General features: G+C 72.9%; 16 protein-coding genes. 9 read left to right on the plus strand and 7 right to left on the minus strand.

Annotated elements, in window-relative coordinates; translation table 11 throughout:
• Nucleotides 1–54 precede the first annotated feature (54 nt).
• The gene (locus NI26_RS16760) at nt 55–231 is read right to left on the minus strand and encodes a hypothetical protein (protein ID WP_158407726.1); all 177 of its coding nucleotides are present in this window, start codon (nt 229–231) and stop codon (nt 55–57) included.
• The gene (locus tag NI26_RS02960; protein WP_235426468.1) at nt 228–1,034 is read right to left on the minus strand and encodes a class E sortase; all 807 of its coding nucleotides are present in this window, start codon (nt 1,032–1,034) and stop codon (nt 228–230) included. Before NI26_RS02960 ends, NI26_RS16760 begins: the two co-directional genes overlap by 4 nt.
• A 111-nt stretch (nt 1,035–1,145) precedes the next feature.
• Here NI26_RS02960 and NI26_RS02965 point away from each other — a divergent pair, with 111 nt between their 5' ends.
• Nucleotides 1,146–1,604, plus strand: coding sequence for a GNAT family acetyltransferase (locus tag NI26_RS02965; RefSeq protein WP_066652210.1), 459 nt, complete (start codon nt 1,146–1,148; stop codon nt 1,602–1,604).
• A 170-nt stretch (nt 1,605–1,774) separates the two neighbouring features.
• On the opposite strand, the gene NI26_RS02970 is transcribed toward NI26_RS02965, so the two are convergent.
• A complete protein-coding gene (locus NI26_RS02970; RefSeq protein ID WP_066652211.1) occupies nt 1,775–2,797 on the minus strand; it encodes an EamA family transporter in 1,023 nt (340 codons plus the stop codon).
• Between the two features lie 35 nt (nt 2,798–2,832).
• Between NI26_RS02970 and NI26_RS02975 the strand changes: the two genes are divergently transcribed.
• From NI26_RS02975 to NI26_RS03005, 7 genes are all read left to right on the plus strand, one after another.
• A complete protein-coding gene (locus tag NI26_RS02975) occupies nt 2,833–3,963 on the plus strand; it encodes a CPBP family intramembrane glutamic endopeptidase (RefSeq protein WP_066652212.1) in 1,131 nt (376 codons plus the stop codon).
• A gap of 9 nt (nt 3,964–3,972) precedes the next feature.
• Nucleotides 3,973–5,814, plus strand: coding sequence for a DNA helicase RecQ (gene recQ / locus NI26_RS02980; RefSeq protein WP_066652214.1), 1,842 nt, complete (start codon nt 3,973–3,975; stop codon nt 5,812–5,814).
• Between the two features lie 171 nt (nt 5,815–5,985).
• Nucleotides 5,986–9,135, plus strand: a complete 3,150-nt coding sequence (locus tag NI26_RS02985) for a DUF7507 domain-containing protein (RefSeq protein ID WP_066652216.1) — start codon at nt 5,986–5,988, stop codon at nt 9,133–9,135.
• A gap of 141 nt (nt 9,136–9,276) precedes the next feature.
• Nucleotides 9,277–9,990, plus strand: a complete 714-nt coding sequence (locus NI26_RS02990; protein WP_081985203.1) for a lysophospholipid acyltransferase family protein — start codon at nt 9,277–9,279, stop codon at nt 9,988–9,990.
• A 121-nt stretch (nt 9,991–10,111) separates the two neighbouring features.
• A complete protein-coding gene (locus NI26_RS17035; protein WP_066652218.1) occupies nt 10,112–10,555 on the plus strand; it encodes a hypothetical protein in 444 nt (147 codons plus the stop codon).
• Nucleotides 10,556–10,673: 118 nt separating this feature from the next.
• Nucleotides 10,674–11,783: a M23 family metallopeptidase gene (locus tag NI26_RS03000; RefSeq protein WP_144411230.1), complete on the plus strand. Its 1,110-nt coding sequence runs from the start codon at nt 10,674–10,676 to the stop codon at nt 11,781–11,783.
• 142 nt (nt 11,784–11,925) lie between these two features.
• Entirely contained in the window at nt 11,926–12,783 is an 858-nt protein-coding gene (locus tag NI26_RS03005) for an NAD(P)-dependent oxidoreductase (protein ID WP_081985207.1), read from the plus strand.
• A 13-nt stretch (nt 12,784–12,796) separates the two neighbouring features.
• Here NI26_RS03005 and NI26_RS03010 read toward each other — a convergent pair whose 3' ends face one another.
• Both NI26_RS03010 and NI26_RS03015 read right to left on the minus strand, forming a co-directional pair.
• Nucleotides 12,797–13,060 (minus strand): hypothetical protein, encoded by a 264-nt coding sequence (locus tag NI26_RS03010; protein WP_066652222.1) that lies wholly within the window; start codon nt 13,058–13,060, stop codon nt 12,797–12,799.
• A 9-nt stretch (nt 13,061–13,069) separates the two neighbouring features.
• Nucleotides 13,070–13,591, minus strand: a complete 522-nt coding sequence (locus NI26_RS03015) for a MarR family winged helix-turn-helix transcriptional regulator (RefSeq protein WP_066652224.1) — start codon at nt 13,589–13,591, stop codon at nt 13,070–13,072.
• 146 nt (nt 13,592–13,737) lie between these two features.
• Between NI26_RS03015 and NI26_RS03020 the strand changes: the two genes are divergently transcribed.
• Nucleotides 13,738–14,631: an alpha-E domain-containing protein gene (locus tag NI26_RS03020; RefSeq protein ID WP_066652226.1), complete on the plus strand. Its 894-nt coding sequence runs from the start codon at nt 13,738–13,740 to the stop codon at nt 14,629–14,631.
• Nucleotides 14,632–14,770: 139 nt separating this feature from the next.
• Here NI26_RS03020 and NI26_RS03025 read toward each other — a convergent pair whose 3' ends face one another.
• A complete protein-coding gene (locus NI26_RS03025; RefSeq protein ID WP_066652228.1) occupies nt 14,771–16,117 on the minus strand; it encodes an MFS transporter in 1,347 nt (448 codons plus the stop codon).
• Nucleotides 16,114–16,533, minus strand: coding sequence for a MarR family winged helix-turn-helix transcriptional regulator (locus tag NI26_RS03030; RefSeq protein ID WP_066652230.1), 420 nt, complete (start codon nt 16,531–16,533; stop codon nt 16,114–16,116). Before NI26_RS03030 ends, NI26_RS03025 begins: the two co-directional genes overlap by 4 nt.
• Nucleotides 16,534–16,612: the final 79 nt, after the last annotated feature.

Genomic DNA, 16,612 nt, shown 5'->3' on the forward strand with positions numbered 1-16,612 from the left:
TCGGACCGCAGACCGCCGCTGCGGACCTCGCGGGCGGTCGACGGACGGCTGTGGTCAGGGCGACGGCGGCGCGTCCACCGTGCCGTCGGGCGGCGGCAGGATGTCGGCGGCGATCCACGGGAAGACCCACGTGAACAGCGCGTACACGATCACCGCGAGCAGCACGAGCAGCTCGAGGACCTTCAGGGCAGCAGGGCCGGGCAGGATCCGCCAGACGAACGGGAAGATCACTTCGGCGTCTCCGAGAGTTCCTTGGGGGTGCCCTCCGAGACGGGCATCCAGTAGTCGAGCTTGGCGTGGGTCACGTAGCGCTCCTTGGCGGACCACATGGGGTGGCACGCGGTCAGGGTGAGCCAGCGGTCCTCGGCCGAGGGCGTGACACCCGGCTGGTTCGGCACCGGCGCGATCGTCTCGATCTTGTCCGGCGTGACGATCTGCGAGTCGGTGACCTTGTAGACGTACCAGACGTCGAAGTCCTTCTCCTCGTCGGTCACCCGGACGACGATCGCGTCGTCGGTCTTGAGCTCCGCGATCTGGTTGAGCGGCTTGCCGTACGTCACGCGGTGCCCGGCAACGGCGAAGTTGCCCTCGGCGCCCGGCATCGCGGTGTCCTGGTAGTGCCCGAGCCCGATCGTGTTGAGCACGCGCTCGCGGTCGGTGCCCTCACCGATCGGACGGAGGTAGTCGGCGCCGAAGCGGGGGATCTGCATCGTGCCGAACACGCTCGTGACCTCCGGCGGTTCGGCGAGCACGGGCGCTTCGCCCCGGTGCTCCGAGCCCTCGACCTTCGGCGCTGCGCGCTGCCCGAGGTCGTCGACGAGCTTCGTCTGCTCGTTCACGGCGACGACGTCCGTCCACCACGCGGTCCACACCACGTAGAGGCCCGTGCCGGCACCGGCGATGATCAGGAGCTCGGCCAGCAGCGAGACGAGCGCCCCGCCGACGGTCTGACGGCGTCGAGGGCGTCGTGGCGGCCGCGTGGCCTCGTCCTCGCGCGCCGAGCGGCGCGTCGGGGCGGTGTCGTGTGCGGTCACGGTGCTCCTGATCCGGATGGGGTGGTCGGACAGGTCTATCAGACCACGCCGACGAACAGGTGACGAGTCCTCGTACCTGTGGATGCCCACGGGTCCCGCTAGCGTGGACGGATGACCCCGGTGTTCCGACCGTTCCGCCCCGACGACACCGAGGCGGTCGTCGCCCTGTGGGAAGCCTGTGGGTTGCTGCGTCCATGGAACGACCCGCGTCGTGACATCGCGCGGAAGGTCGCCGAGCAGCCCGAGCTCTTCCTGGTCGCCGAGCAGCCCGACCAACCCGAGCAGCCCGAGCACGACGACGAGCGCACGGTCGTCGGCGTCGGCATGGCTGGGTACGACGGGCACCGCGGCTGGGTGAACTACCTGGCCGTCCGTCCCGACCTGCAGGGCTCCGGGCTCGGTCGCGCCTTCATGGCCGAGTTCGAACGGCTGCTCACCGAGCGCGGCTGCCCGAAGGTCAACGTGCAGGTGCGCGAGGGGAACGAGCAGGTCCTCGGGTTCTACGCCTCGCTCGGCTACGCCCCGGACCGCGCGGTCTCGCTCGGCAAGCGCCTCATCGCCGACGACTGACTCCGGCGCCCGACGCCCGACGACTGACTCCGACGGCCGACGGCCGACGGCCGACGCCCGGCGCCCGACGCCCGACGACTGACTCCGACGGCCGACGGCCGACGTCCGGCGCCCGACGCCCGGCGCCCGGCGCCCGGCGCCCGACGACTGACTCCGACGCCCGACGCGCGCTAGGCCTGCGCCAGTCCGACCGCGGCCACGAACGCGAGCACGATCCCCGTCCACTGCACCGCGGTCAGCCGTTCGCGCAGCACGACGCCGGCGAGCACCACCGTGCCGATCGGGTACAGCGCGTTGAGGACGCTCACCACCGGGAGCGTGGCGTCGCCCGAGCCGACGTGCAGCGCCGCCTGGATGCAGGCGTTCGCGAGGGCGTCGAGCACCCCGCACGCCACCACGGCGACCACCGTCGGTCGTGACCAGCGCGGCCAGCGGAACGGACCCCGCCACCGCGACGGACCCGACGAGCCGGGTCGGCGCGACCGGCCCGGTCGACGCACCGCCCTCGCGTCAGCCGCGCCAGACCGCGCGGCCGGTGCCGGCGGACCGACGCGATCCGTGCCTCCCGGCCGACCGGACCGTGCCGGCCGCACCGGCCCCGACCGCGCCGCCACCGCGACCGCCACGGCGCCGAGCAGCACCGTCTGCACCACCCGCCCGACCAGGAGCGTCGCGACCCCGGCGTCCCCGGGTGCCGCGTCGTACGCGAGCACGATCCCGCCGAACCCGCACCCCGCCACCGCTGCAGTGGCCACCCCGACCGCGGTCACCCGCGCACCCGAGGAGTCCCGCACCGCCGCGACCAGCACGACCGCGAGCACCGCGACCACGAGCGCGACCGACGCCGCGAACGACAGCACCGTCCCGCCCAGCAGCGCGACGACGACCGGGGTGAGCGCGGCGAACACCGCCGTCAGGGGCGACAGCACGCTCATCGGGCCGACGGCCAGCGCCCGGTACAGCAGCAGCACCGCCACGGACCCGGAGACACCCGCGGCCGTCCCCGCGACCACCGCGCCGGTCGAGAACGTCGCGCCCACGAGCGGCACCCCGGCACCGAGCGGGACCAGCCCGACCGCCGCAGCGGCGGCCGCGACGACCACGGCCCGGACCCGGCGTGCGGCGAGGCCGCCGAGGAAGTCGGCCGCCCCGTAGACGACCGCACCGGTCAGGCCGAGCAGGACGGAGAGCACGGCTCCCATCCTGCCCGTGCCGGTAGCCTGCGCGGGTGAGCGTTCCCCACCACCGCCTGCCCCGTGTCGATGCCCGTTGGCGCTGGTGGCGTCCGCTGGTCGCGCTCGCGTTCCTCGTCGGGTACTACGTCGTGACGCAGATCGTCCTCGCGGTGGCGTACTTCGTGCCGATCGGTGCGACGCAGGGCGCCGAGGGGCTGATCGGGTTCCAGGACGACCTGACGAGCGGCGCCCTCGACCCCACGGACCCGCTCATCCTGTCGCTGACCCTGCTGTCGCTCGTGGTGCTGCTGCCCGGCATCCTGCTCGCGGTGAAGATCGCCCGGATCGGCCCGGCGGGCATCCTGTCGTCGACGCGTTTCCGAGTGCGCTGGCGGTGGACGCTGTGGTGCCTGCTCCCCACGCTCGTCATCGCGATCCCGATGTTCCTGCTGCAGACGTGGGGGATGTTCTCGTTCGACGGCGGCTTCGGCTGGGACCACGACGCCATCGGGCAGTCGACGGTCTCGCCCGCCACCCTGACCTTCACGATCGTGATGGTCCTGGTGCTCGTGCCCTTCCAGGGTGCAGCGGAGGAGTACGTCTTCCGCGGCTTCCTGATCCAGACCATCGCGTCGTGGATCCCGGTCCGGATCGTCGGCGTCGTCGTCGCCGTCGCGGTGTCGACGGTCGTGTTCGCCGCGGGGCACATCCCGAACGGCTACAACGTGTGGGGCATCCTCGACGTCGGCTCGTTCGGGCTGATCGCAGCGATCATCGTGCTGCGGACCGGCGGCATGGAGGCCACCGTCCTGCAGCACGCCTTCAACAACATCATGATCTTCGTGCTGCAGGCCCCCGGCTGGTCGAAGGTCGACCTCGACGCCTCGGACGGCACCGCGGGTGGCTTCCTGGTCACGCTCGCGACCTCGCTCGCCTTCTGGGGCATGATCGAGCTCCTCGCGTGGTGGCGGGGGCTCGACCGTCGCTTCCCGGGACACGAGGCGCCCCGCTTCCGCGGTCCGGCTCCGGTCTGGGCGGGCGGTCGGCAGTGGACCCTGCCGGGAGGCACGGGCTGGGCAGCCGCACCGGCCCGCGGTCCCGAGACGGACCGGGACACGTCGGCGGCCGGCCCGGACGACGCGGTGCCTGTGGACGAGACGGTGGGTGTCGCCCCGCGCTCGTAGGCTGGGTGCATGAGCACGACGACCACGACCTCGCCGTCGCGGGCTGCCGCGCTCGACGTCCTGCACCGCGTGTGGGGGTACGACGCCTTCCGCGGCGAGCAGGCCGCGATCATCGACCAGGTCGTCTCCGGCGGCGACGCGCTCGTGCTCATGCCGACCGGTGGCGGCAAGTCGCTCTGCTACCAGGTGCCCGCGCTCGTCCGTGACGGCGTCGGCGTGGTCGTCTCGCCGCTCATCGCCCTCATGCAGGACCAGGTCGACGCCCTCGCCGCCAACGGTGTCCGCGCCGCGTTCCTCAACTCCACCCAGGGCCCCGACGAGCGCGCCCGGGTCGAACGGGCGGTCGTCTCCGGCGAGGTCGACATGCTCTACCTCGCGCCCGAGCGCCTGCGACTCGAGTCGACCCGATCCCTGCTCGACCGCGCACGCATCGCCCTGTTCGCCATCGACGAGGCACACTGTGTGGCCCAGTGGGGCCACGACTTCCGCCCCGACTACCTCGAGCTGAGCGTGCTGCACGAGCGCTGGCCGACGGTGCCGCGCGTCGCCCTCACCGCGACCGCGACACCGCAGACCCACCGCGAGATCTCCGGCCGACTCGGGCTCGACGACGCCGCGCACTTCGTGGCCGACTTCGACCGGCCGAACATCCAGTACCGCATCGAGCCGAAGACCGGCGCGCTGCAGCAGCTGCTGACGTTCATCCGCACCGAGCACAGCGGCGACGCCGGGATCGTCTACTGCCTGTCCCGCAACTCGGTCGAACGCACCGCGGCCGCCCTCGCCGACCAGGGGATCCCGGCGCTGCCGTACCACGCCGGCCTCGACGCGAAGGTCCGTGAGCGCAACCAGTCGACGTTCCTGCGCGAGGACGGCATCGTCATGGTCGCGACGATCGCCTTCGGCATGGGCATCGACAAGCCCGACGTGCGGTTCGTGGCGCACCTCGACCTGCCGAAGTCGGTCGAGGGGTACTACCAGGAGACCGGACGTGCGGGTCGTGACGGGCTGCCCTCGACGGCGTGGCTCGCCTACGGGTTGAACGACGTCGTGCAGCAGCGCCGGATGATCGACCAGTCCGAGGGCGACGCGGCGCACCGGCGGCAGCTCAGCGCCCACCTCGACGCCATGCTCGCGCTGTGCGAGACGATCGAGTGCCGCCGGGTGCGGTTGCTGGCGTACTTCGGGCAGGAGTCCACGGCCTGCGGGAACTGCGACACCTGCATCGCACCGCCCGAGCCGTGGGACGGCACGGTGCCCGCGCAGAAGTTCCTGTCGACCGTGGTCCGGCTGGAGCGTGAGCGCGGCCAGCGGTACGGCGTCGCGCACCTCGTGGACATCCTGGTCGGCAAGCAGTCGCCCCGCGTGCAGGAGCTGCGGCACGACTCCCTCGCCACGTTCGGCATCGGCAACGACCTGGGCGAGGGGGAGTGGCGTGCGGTCGCCCGGCAGCTCCTGGCGCAGGGCTACGCGGCGGTGTCGGGCGACGGCTTCGGCACGATCGTCCTCAGCCCCACGAGCGCCGAGGTCCTGAGCGGTCGTACGCGCGTGCTGATGCGTCGCGACCCGGTGAAGGCTCCGCGGAGTCAACGGGTGCGACGTCAGGCGGTCACCGACGTGCCGCAGGAGGCGCTCGGCCTGTTCGAGGCGCTGCGTGCCTGGCGTGCGGCGCAGGCCCGGGAGCAGGGGGTCCCCGCCTACGTGGTGTTCAACGACGCGACGCTGCGGGGGATCGCTGCGGTGAAGCCGGCGGACGAGGACGCCCTCAGCGAGATCTCCGGCATCGGCGGCGCGAAGCTCGAGCGCTACGGGCGCGCGGTCCTCGACGTGGTCGCAGCGCACGCGGACTGAGCCGCCGCCCCGCTGAACCCGACCTCGGAACGCCCCACGGTCCTCGACCGGCGGGGCGTTCGTCGCACGTACGGGTGCGCATCCCGCGATCCTTCATTCTGGCATATTGTGTTTCAGTATCCGCACGGCCAGACCGCCGCCCGTCCCGGGCGGCCGGAGACCAGGAAGCACATGCACCGAACGAACCCCCAGCACGTCCGACGTCGTCGCGTGCTCACCACCACGGCCCTCGGGCTCACGACCGTCGTCCTCGGCAGCACCGCTGTGGCTGCCGCGGTCGTCCCGGCACCCGCTTCGGCATCGACCGTCGCCGAACACACCGCCAAGGCGTCGGCTGCTCTGCGCGGCGCCCCCGCTCCGGACCCGCAGGTCCTCTACTCCGAGGGCTTCGAGCACGACACCACCGACCAGTGGATCGGGCTCGAGGACTACGTCGGCGCCGAAGGGGAGCGCTACACCGCCGACCCGGCATGGCTCGACCACGACCAGTGCAACGGCATCATCCTCGACGGCGCGACAACGGATCTGCCGTCCTCGTGCAGGGCTTCGTCGCTCCGTGCCCTCGCGACCGCGCTCGGCACCGTCGGTGGCAGCGCGGACCCGAAGGCGAACCACGTCGTGAGTGCGTGGACGACCGACAAGGCCGTGCCGAAGGGCGCTGTGCAGGCCGAGTCCGTGCAGACGTCGAAGATCAAGGACCCGGGTCGGTTCATCTCGTTCGGTGTGAACGCCGCAGCGGCGGCCTGCACGAACTACGTGCATCCCCTGCTCGACTTCGCGCTCGTCGACGGCGAGGTCGAGCGACCGGTCTCCGACCACGCCATCGACCCCTGCACCGACGCAGCGTCGAAGGACCTGGACACCGACGGCGTCCCGCTCCGCGGCGGCTCGTTCGTCTCGAAGGGCGGCCTGCTCTTCGGCGGCGACGCGATCCGCTGGGTGATGCGCAACGAGCAGACCTCGCCGAGCGGCAACGACGGGGCGATCGACCAGGTCACCGTCTACGACTCGACGCCCGAGCTCCGCGCCGACCTGACCGGCGACGACCTGGTCGTCGGTGACACGGCGCGGCTCACCTTCACGGTGGTGAACACGAGCGAGGCCGGCAGCAAGCCCGGCTGGTCGTTCGAGGACGGCCTGCCCGACGCGCTCCGGATCGCGGACCAGCCGAACGTCGCGACCACCTGCGCGAACGGCACGGTCGAGGCAACGGCCGGCGGGCACACCGTGCAGGCCTCCGGGGACCTCCGGAACGAGGAGGCCGCCTGCACCGTCGCGCTCGACGTCACCACGACGACGCCGGGGAACCACGCGCTCGACCCCTCGTCGATCACCACGTCGCGCGGCCTCGAGGACGCCGTGGACGCGAAGATCGCCTTCGCGGCAGAGCGCAACGCGCTCACCGTGACCGAGGAGCCGGTCCTCACCGGCGGCAACGGCGACGCCGTCGCCGACCTCGGTGAGCAGCTCGCCTTCCGCGTCACGGTGACGAACGCCGGGAACGTGGCGATCCACGACCTCGCCGTCACGTCCGGACAGGACCCGACCGACTGTGTCGCCACGAGCCTCCCGGTCGGTGCCAGCACCACCTGCACCACCGCGGCTCGCGCGGTGACCCAGGACGACGTCGACGCCGGCCGCGTCGACGACTCGGTCACCGTGTCCGCGGCATCGCGGCTCGACGCGGCGGTGGAGGCGACCGCATCCGCGTCCGTCCCCACCACCCCGGCTGCTCCGGCGCTCGGCCTGGAGGCGCGGCCCACGTCGTCGACGCCGGCCGCGGTCGGCGACGAGGTCGACCTGGAGGCCGTGGTCACCAACACCGGCAACGTCACGCTCCACGACGCCACGGTCGAGACTGCCGGCCGCGACCTGCCGGTCGACTGTCCGTCGACCACGATCGCACCGGGCGCCTCCGTGACCTGCTCCACGCGGCGTGGGTACCGCGTGGAGCAGCGCGACGTCGACAACGGCGGGGTCACGGTGCAGTTCACGTCCTCGGCCCGGACGCCCTCCGGCGACGGCGTGGCCGCCTCGGCCAGCACCGACGTCGACGTCCAGCAGCCGGCGCCCGCGGTCGAGGCGACCGTCTCGGCGTCGTACGACGACCTCCGGATGGGGGAGCCGATCGCGCTGCGAGGTACCGTCCGGAACACGGGCAACGTGACCGTGCACGACCTGTCGTACGCCGTGCCCGGGCGCCCGGAGCTGGCACCCGCATGTGACGCGACCGAGCTCACGCCGGGCGCCTCCACCGAGTGCGTGGTCGGTGTGCACGAGGTCACCCAGGCGGACGTCGATGCCGGCCGGGTCGACGTCGCGGCCGTCGTCTCGGGCGCCGCGCCCGACGGCACCGCCGTCAGAGCCGATGCGTCCACGTCCGTCGAGGTCCCCCGTCACCCGGCGCTCGGCGTCACGGCGTCCGCGAACCTGGCGGCGTCGGAGCACGAGGTGCCCGAGGCGGGCGACCTGGTCGAGCGGAGCGCCACCGTGCGGAACGACGGCGACACGACGCTGACAGCGGTGACGGCCACGATCGGAGGTGACGAGGCGACGTGCGCGGAGATCGATCTCGCTCCCGGCGCGGAGACCGTCTGCCGTACCGAGGACAGCGCCCTCACCCAGGGTGACGTCGATGCCGGTGCGCTGACCGTCCCGGTCACCGCCGATGCTGTGGCCCCGGACAGCTCCTCCGTCGAGGCGTCCGACCGGGTCCGTGTCGGGCTCACCGGACGCGGCGGCCTCGACGTGCAGGGTGCGATCACCCCGAGCACGGACGAGCCGCTGCGGCCCGGCGCGACGGTCGACGCGTCGTTCACCGTGCGGAACACCGGCAACCGGACGGTCGACTCGCTCGGGATCGAGTCCGAGGGGTTCGACTCCGCGGTGCTCTGTGGCGCCGACGAACTCGCGCCCGGCGCGACGACGACGTGTGCCACGGAGACGCCGACCCAGGTCACGTCGACCGACGCATCCGCCGGTGAGCTCGAGCTGACGGCACGTGCCAAGGGTCGACTGGTCGACGTCGACGGTGCTGCGGACGAGCCCGCTGCGCGTTCCGGCCTCGTCGTCACGCCCGGGACGGCGCACGAACGACCGACGTGGGTGTTCTCGCCCTGGTTCTCGAAGCAGCTCCGGACCGAGCCGGCTCCCACGCCGGCGCCGACCGCAGCGCCGGTGGTGCCCGAGCTCGCGTTCACCGGGTCGACCGTGCTCGCGGCGGTGCCCCTGGCGGTCGGCGGGTTCCTCGTCGGGGTGCTCCTCTGGGGCCTCGCACGTCGTCGTCGCACGGCTCCCGGGCACGAGTCGCACGACGGCTGAACCGTGCAGCGTGGGGGCCTCGTGGTCCCCGCGCTGCTTCCATTCCGATCGCGGCATGCAGCCCGCTCCGCGCTCACTACACTCGGAACCTCCCACGACGAGGAGGCCCGGTTGCCCGGTACGACGAAGTTCGCCACCACGATGAGCCGTGCGGTGGTGACCCCGCTCGCGCGCCTGGTCTGGCGACCGCGCATCGTGGGACGGAAGAACGTACCGAAGCACGGGCCGGTCATCCTGGCGAGCAACCACAGGTCCTTCATCGACTCCCCGGCGATCACCCTCATGGCGCCGCGCAAGGTGTCCTTCCTGGCCAAGCAGGAGTACTTCACCGGGACCGGTCTGCGCGGTGCGGTCTCGCGCGCGTTCTTCGGCGGGATCGGTGCCATCGGGGTCGAACGCGGAGCGGGAGCTGCGGCGCAGCACGCCCTCGACCTCGGGCTCGAGCGGCTCGAGGCCGGCGAGGCCTTCGCCATCTACCCCGAGGGCACCCGGTCCCTCGACGGTCGGCTCTACAAGGGTCGGACCGGCGTGGCCTGGCTGGCGCTGACGAGCGGGGCGCCGGTGGTGCCGGTCGCACTCACCGGCACCGAGGACGTGCAGCCCGTCGGCTCGCGGCTGCCGCGGCTCGCCCGCGTCACCATCGAGTTCGGTGCACCGATGGACCTGTCCCACTTCGGCGAGGCGTCGTCCGGCCGTGCACGGCGCCACGCGACCGACGCCGTGATGGACGCGATCCAGGCGTTGAGCGGGCAGGAACCCGCGAACGCCTACAACAATCCGCCGTCGACGATCGTCGAGCGGGTCAAGCAGGTGCTGCGGCGCGACGACCCGACGCAGGCGGTCGAGCCCGACTGATCCAGAACGCGCTATTGCACATTCGGAATATCAGTGGTTGAATCGTCCTCGTGCCCGAGGCACGAGCCCAGTCGGACCGCCCAGGACGGCCCGATCCACCACTGACCGGAAGGCAAGCAGCATGTCCTCCACGCCCCTCTTCGACTCGATCTCGCGTCGGGCCTCCCGCGCCGCGACCACGGCTCCGGAACAGGCGCAGCCCGCGGTGACCCTTCCGGCGGCACCGGCACCGGCACCGGCACCGGCACCGGCCCCGACGGCGACGCCCGCTCCGGCAGCAGCGGTCTCCGTCACCGCCGCACGCACCCGGGTCGTCCCCGCACCCACCTCGCCGCTGACGGCCCCCGTGTCCCCGATGCGGTCCGCCCTGGTGCCGGCTGCCCTCGTCGCCGCGATCGACGAGATCCCGCAGCGGGTCGGAACCGCGCTCCCGAACGAGGTCGCCGTCACGCCCGACCAGCTCGCCCTGGTCGAAGCGGTGACCGATGCGATCACCCGCGCGGTCGTCGACGCCGTCGTCGGGGAGCTCGAGCGCATCACGCGCGACGGCGTCGTCCGCGGCTGAGCCGACCGGCACCGCCACCGATGACGGACGACGTCCGAACGTCCCGACACAGCCGATCCCGACACACCCCATCCCGACCCACCCCATCCCGACCCACCCGATCCGACCTCCCGACACGATGACGACGACCACGACCGACAGCGCCCCCGGCTCGGCGCAGGCGGCACCGATCCGCCCCCGCGGAGCGGCCCGCCGAGCGGCGAACGACGCCGCTGCCCGGTCCGTCCGTGTCGGCCGCCAGACCGCCGAGGCGGCGGTCCCCCCTGCCGCCGCCTCGGTGTCCACCACCACCACCACCATCGACGGCGCTCGGTCCGGAGCAGCCCTGCCGAGTCGTCGTGACCTCCGCACCCCTCGCCGGTCCGCCGATCGTCCCGGCAGGCTCGGCAAGCACAACAAGCACGGCCTGCGCGTACCCGACCTGCGCGTGCCCGACCCGCGCGTGTCCGGGCGACCCGGGCGTGACCGGCACGTCCCCGAGCTCCGCAGGGGCGTCGCTGTCGGTCGGCCTCAGCGTCCCGCGGCGCTGCCGGCGGCCCGATCGGGGTCGTCCTCGCGACTCCTCCCGGTGACGGCGTCCGCCCTCGCAGCCTGCCTGGTCGTCTCCGTGTCGACCCCGGCCGCCGCACTCGACGACCCCACCGGGTTCGGTCTCGGCGCCGCACCCGCATCCGCACCCGCGCACCAGGTCGCCCCGGCGCCGGAGCAGCACTACCGCGTCGCGTCCGGCGTCACCGTCACCGTCGTCCGCGACGGCTTCGACGTGCAGGCGACCCGGGCGGGTGGCGATCGACACGGCCGTGTGCAGATCACGACGGGCTCGGACGTGGTCCGTCCCGTCGCGGGGACGATCCCGACCGCCGGAGGCTTCGGCGGTCGGCAGGTCGCCGGGTGTGGTGCGTGCTCGACGAACCACCACGGGCTCGACTTCGCCGCGGCATCCGGGACGCCGGTCGTCGCCGCGATGCCCGGACGGGTCGTGTCCGCCGGGCCGCTCGGCGGGTACGGCAACCAGGTGCTCCTCGCACATCCGGACGGCACGCAGACGCGGTACGGGCACCTGTCCCGCATCGACGTCCTGCCCGGGCAGACGCTGTCGGCCGGCGAACAGCTCGGCGCCGTGGGCAGCACCGGGGTCTCCACCGGCCCGCACCTGCACTTCGAGGTCATCGTCGGCGGGACGCCGATCGATCCGGCCCCGTGGCTCGCCGCTCGCGGCCTGCTCTGAACGGGTCGCACACGCGACGGGTGTCGGCGTCCGCACGCCGACCGGGTCAGGCTGGTCGGGTCAGGCTGGTCGGGCCGCGCAGGCGTAGCGTCGAGAGCGACGTCGGCAGGGTGCCGGACGCAGGACGGAGACAGTGGTGCGCGTGACGGTGCTGGGTACGGGGACGATGGGTGCAGGGGTCGCGGGGTCGCTGCTGCGCGAGGGCCACCGGGTGACCGTGTGGAACCGCAGCGCCGACAAGGCCCGCCCGCTCGGCGACGCCGGCGCCACCGTGGCGACGGACGCTGCCGCGGCGGTGAGCGACGCCGAGGTCGTCCTGCTGACGCTCTTCGACACCGATGCGGTCGTCGACGTCCTCGAGACCGCTGCCGGGGACGCTCCCGCGGGCGCCGTGTGGGTGCAGGCCTCGACCATCGGCGTCGCGGGGACCGAGACCGTGGTGCAGTTGGCCGAGAAGTACGGCATCACCCTCGTCGAGGCGATGATGCTCGGCACGAAGGCCCCGGCGGAGCAGGGCAAGCTCACCATGCTCGCCGCCGGCCCGTCGGACGTGCTCGACCGTGTGGACCCGGTGCTCGACGCCATCGGGGCGAAGACCGTCCGCGCGGGTGAGCGGGTCGGCGACGGCACGGCCCTGAAGCTCGCGGCCAACGCCTGGGTCGCGTCGATCACCGCCGCCACCGGCCAGTCGCTCGCGATCGCTCGTGCGCTCGGACTCGACCCGCAGCTGTTCCTCGACGCGATCGACGGCACCGCGAGCGACTCGCCCTACGCGCACACGAAGGGTGCAGCGATGATCGGCGGTGACCTCGCGCCGCAGTTCGCCCTCGACGGCCTGCGGAAGGACATCGGGCTGATGGGCGACGCGGCACGGACCGCGGGGGTGTCGACGACCCTCCTCGACGCGCTCGACCGGGTCTACGCCGACGCCAGTGCAGCGGGGCACGGCGCCGACGACATCGCTGCGGTGGGCACCGCCTTCGCCGACGACCAGCGGTAGGCCGCCCGCCGGGTCAGTCTCGGCGCAGCCAGCGCAGCACGGCGCCGCGGAGTCGTCCGACGGCCTCGTCGTTCATCGTGTTCGCCAGGTCGAAGGCCTCCCGCGCGGGGTCGGCGCCGTTCCGGATGCGCCGGAGTGCGGCGTCGGCCCGGGCGCGTGCGTCGAGCTCGGCGAGCGGCATGTCGTCCTCGGGGTCGCGCGCGTGCTCGCGGCCCGGCTCCTGCGACCGCGGACCGAGCGGTGGGACCCCGACGGGTTCGTCCGGTGCGCTGGGCATGGGACGAGGCTACGCGGAGCGCTCCGTGTCGGCCGCGTCCTCGTCGTGGTCGACGACCCGGGCCATCTCCTCGAGGAACGCGACGATGACCGACATGTCCGTCTGGGGCAGGTGCTCGGCGACCTCGATCGCGCGGGTGTCGAGCTGGTCGATCACCCGCAGCACCTGCCGCATCGACCCGCCGGACGCGGTGAGGATGACCCCACGGCGGTCGTGGGGGTCGGGGTGTCGTTCGACGTGACCGCTGCGGACGAGTCGGTCCACGAGTGCCGAGGTCGACGCCGGCGTGATCTCGAGTCGGTCGGCGAGTTCCTTCGCGTTGACGGAGCGTCCCTCGGACTCGGCGTCCAGCAGGACCCGGAGCGCGAGCAGTGCGTTCTCGCCGATGCCGAGTGCCTCGCGCGCCCGGCGCTGGGCAGCGCTCTCGGCGCTCCGGTACCTACGGAGCGCGTTCAGTACGTCCACCGCGTCGACCCTGGATCCTGACCCGTACCAGAAGCCCGTGGTGGTGTTCGTCACCTCGGTCGTCATACGGACAATGCTAGACGCTCTAGTTAGATTGTCTAGCGAGTGTCCCCTGGGAGCGCGTCTGCCGGATGGCTCGCAACACCCGTGACGCGGTCCCGAAACACCGCCGCAACGCCCGCTCGGTAGCTTCGCCGCATGCAGGAGCCGACGTGCTGAGCCGACTCGCGGGGAGCGTGTTCCACGTCGGGAGCGCGGTGGAGCGGGCCGACGTGGTCGCGAGGATGCTCGACGTCTACGTCGTCCGGCCCGACGCGGGTGTGGTCGAGGAGGAGTCCACGGTCGGCTCCGTGCTGCACCGCGTCGTGGGGGCACACGCGCCCGCACGACGCCGTGAGCGTGCGGCCGTCGTCGAGTCGCTCGCCCTCGACCGGCACGAACCCGCCTCCGTGGCACACGCGGTCGGTGTGGCACGGGACCACGCCCGTCGCGCGCGCGAGGTCGTGTCCACCGAGCTCTGGGACTGCCTCGACGTCACCCGGTCGCGCATGCCGCGCAAGGTCGCCGTCGACCGGGCGCACGAGTTCCTCGCGTGGGTGCGGGAACGGAGCGCGCTGGCCGTCGGCGTCGTCGAGGGTGACGTCAGCCGCGACGAGGTGTGGGAGTTCTTCACCCTGGGCAGGTCCCTGCTGCGGTGCGGCCTCACGGCGCGGTTGCTGGCGTCGTCGCTCGTCGATGCGGGGTCGGCGGCGTCGTGGACCACCGCGCTGCGGGCGTGCGGTGCCGGCGAGGCCTTCCGGCGGGGGCGCGACCACCACGGCGTCGATCCGCGGGACGCCGCCGGGTTCCTCCTCCACGAGTCGCACAGTCCGCGGTCGCTCGCGTTCCTCGCGGCGCGCGCCGACGACTGCCTCGCGGACGTCGCGCCCGCCTGCGTGGGGGACCAGGTCGCCGCGTTCCGGGTCGCGCGTTCGGCGCTCGGACGCGTGGAGGTCGGTGCTCCGGACCGGGTCCGAGCCGCCGCCGAGGGACTCGCCGCCGCGGTCGACGCCGTCGTCGCGGCGCTCGAGGACCGCGTCTTCACGGTCGCGACCCCCGCGCGCTGAGCTGCGGTCGTCGGGCGGGGCACAGCGCCGGACGGGAGGGCCGTGGCGGGCTGGCACCGTGCCTCCCGGCCGGCATCCTGTCGCGGTGCGCGCGCGGCGGGGGTGGCCCGTGCCTCCTGGCCGGCGACGGTCCCGACGCTCAGACCGAGCTGGACCGGTCCGCCACCGCCTCGTCGCGCTCCAGGTCGCGCCGCAGCGCGGCACGCGACGCCCGCGTGCCGACCACCGGCACCGCGTGCGTGACCGCGAGGTGCAGTCGGGCGTCGGCGTCGTACCGCAGCCGCAGGTGTTCCCAGCGGACGAGCCAGACCAGGGCGATCGCGAGCGCGACGAAGCCCGACGCGGCTCCCACCACGATCGCCCAGCGTGGCCCCCACGCATCGGCGACGGCGCCCACCACCGGGGCGCCGATCGGCGTGCCCCCGGCGAAGATCGCCATGTACAGCGCCATCACGCGACCGCGCATCGCGGGCTTCGTGGTGGTCTGCACGAGCGCGTTGGCCGTGGTCATGAAGGTGAGCGAGGCCAGGCCGACGAAGACGAGCACGACCGCGAAGGTCCAGTACGTCGGGGCGAGGGCCGCCGCCGTGCACGCCAGGCCGAAGCCGGCCGAGGCGACGACGAGGGTCCGCATCCGCGGGCGGTCCCGCCGGGCGGAGAGGAGCGCGCCGGCGACCGAACCGATCGCCATGACGGAGTTCAGCAGGCCGAACTCGCCGGCACCCTTGCCGAACTCGACCCGCGCCATGGTCGAGGTGAAGATGGGGAAGTTCACGCCGAAGGTCCCCACGACGAAGATCATGCAGAGCACCACGATGATGTCCGGACGGGTCCGCACGTAGGTGAAGCCGGCGAGGATCTGCCCCTTCCCGCGCTTCGCGCGCACGCGTTCGGCGAGCTGGGCTGGGTCGACGAAGCGGAGCGCGACGAGGACGGCCAGGAACGAGCCGGCGTTGATGACGAACACCCAGCCGGACCCGATCGCGGCGATGAGCACCCCCGCGACCGCGGGCCCGATGAGCCGGGCGGCGTTGAAGGACGCCGAGTTCAGCGCGACGGCGTTCGAGACGTGCTCGCCCTGCACGACGTCGGAGACGAACGCCTGCCGGATCGGGGTGTCGAACGCGGCGACGATGCCGAGCGCCAGGGCGAAGCCGTACAGGGACCACAGGGTCGCCGTGTCGGTGAGGACCATGATCCCGAGGCCGAGCCCGAGGGCGCCCATGAGTCCCTGCGTCAGCATGAGCATCCGCCGCCGGTCGAAGCGGTCCGCAGCCAGGCCGGTCAGCGGGAGCAGGAGCAGCTGCGGACCGAACTGCAGCGCCATCGTGATGCCGACCGCGATCGCGTCGTTGTCGGACAGCTTCGTCAGGACGATCCAGTCCTGGGCGGTGCGCTGCATCCAGGTGCCGACGTTGGAGACCAGGGCCCCGGCGAACCAGATGCGGTAGTTGCGGGTGGACAGGGAGCGGAACAGGGCGGTCACTGCTGGGCAAGCCTCCTCATGATCTCGGTGGCCTCGGCGAGGGTGCGGCGCTCGGTGGCGGTCAGGGTCGTGAGGCGCGGAGAGAGCCAGTCGTCGCGGCGGCGCCGGGTCTCCTCGACGAAGGTCGCTCCGGCCGGGGTCGCGGCGAGCAGGACCTTGCGGCGGTCGTCGCCGTGGTCGACCTTGGACACGAGGCCACGGTCCACGAGCACCGCGATCGACTTCGTCATGCTCGGCGGTGTGACGCCGTCCTGCCGGCTGAGCTCGGCGAGGGTCATGGCGCCCTCGCGGTGCAGTCGCGCGAGGGCCGAGAACTGGCCGTCCGTCATGCTCGCGTCGACCTTCTGTGCGCGCAGCGTCCGGGACAACCGGGCCACCGCGACGCGGAGGTCGGTGGCGAGTGAGGTGTCGGGCACGACCGTTAGCCTACCTCATTAGTTCAGCGAACGAACTGGTCTGCGCGAGGTGTACGCTGCGTACGCAACACGTGTTGCT

This window comes from Curtobacterium sp. MR_MD2014 (genome assembly GCF_000772085.1).
Taxonomy (GTDB): domain Bacteria; phylum Actinomycetota; class Actinomycetes; order Actinomycetales; family Microbacteriaceae; genus Curtobacterium.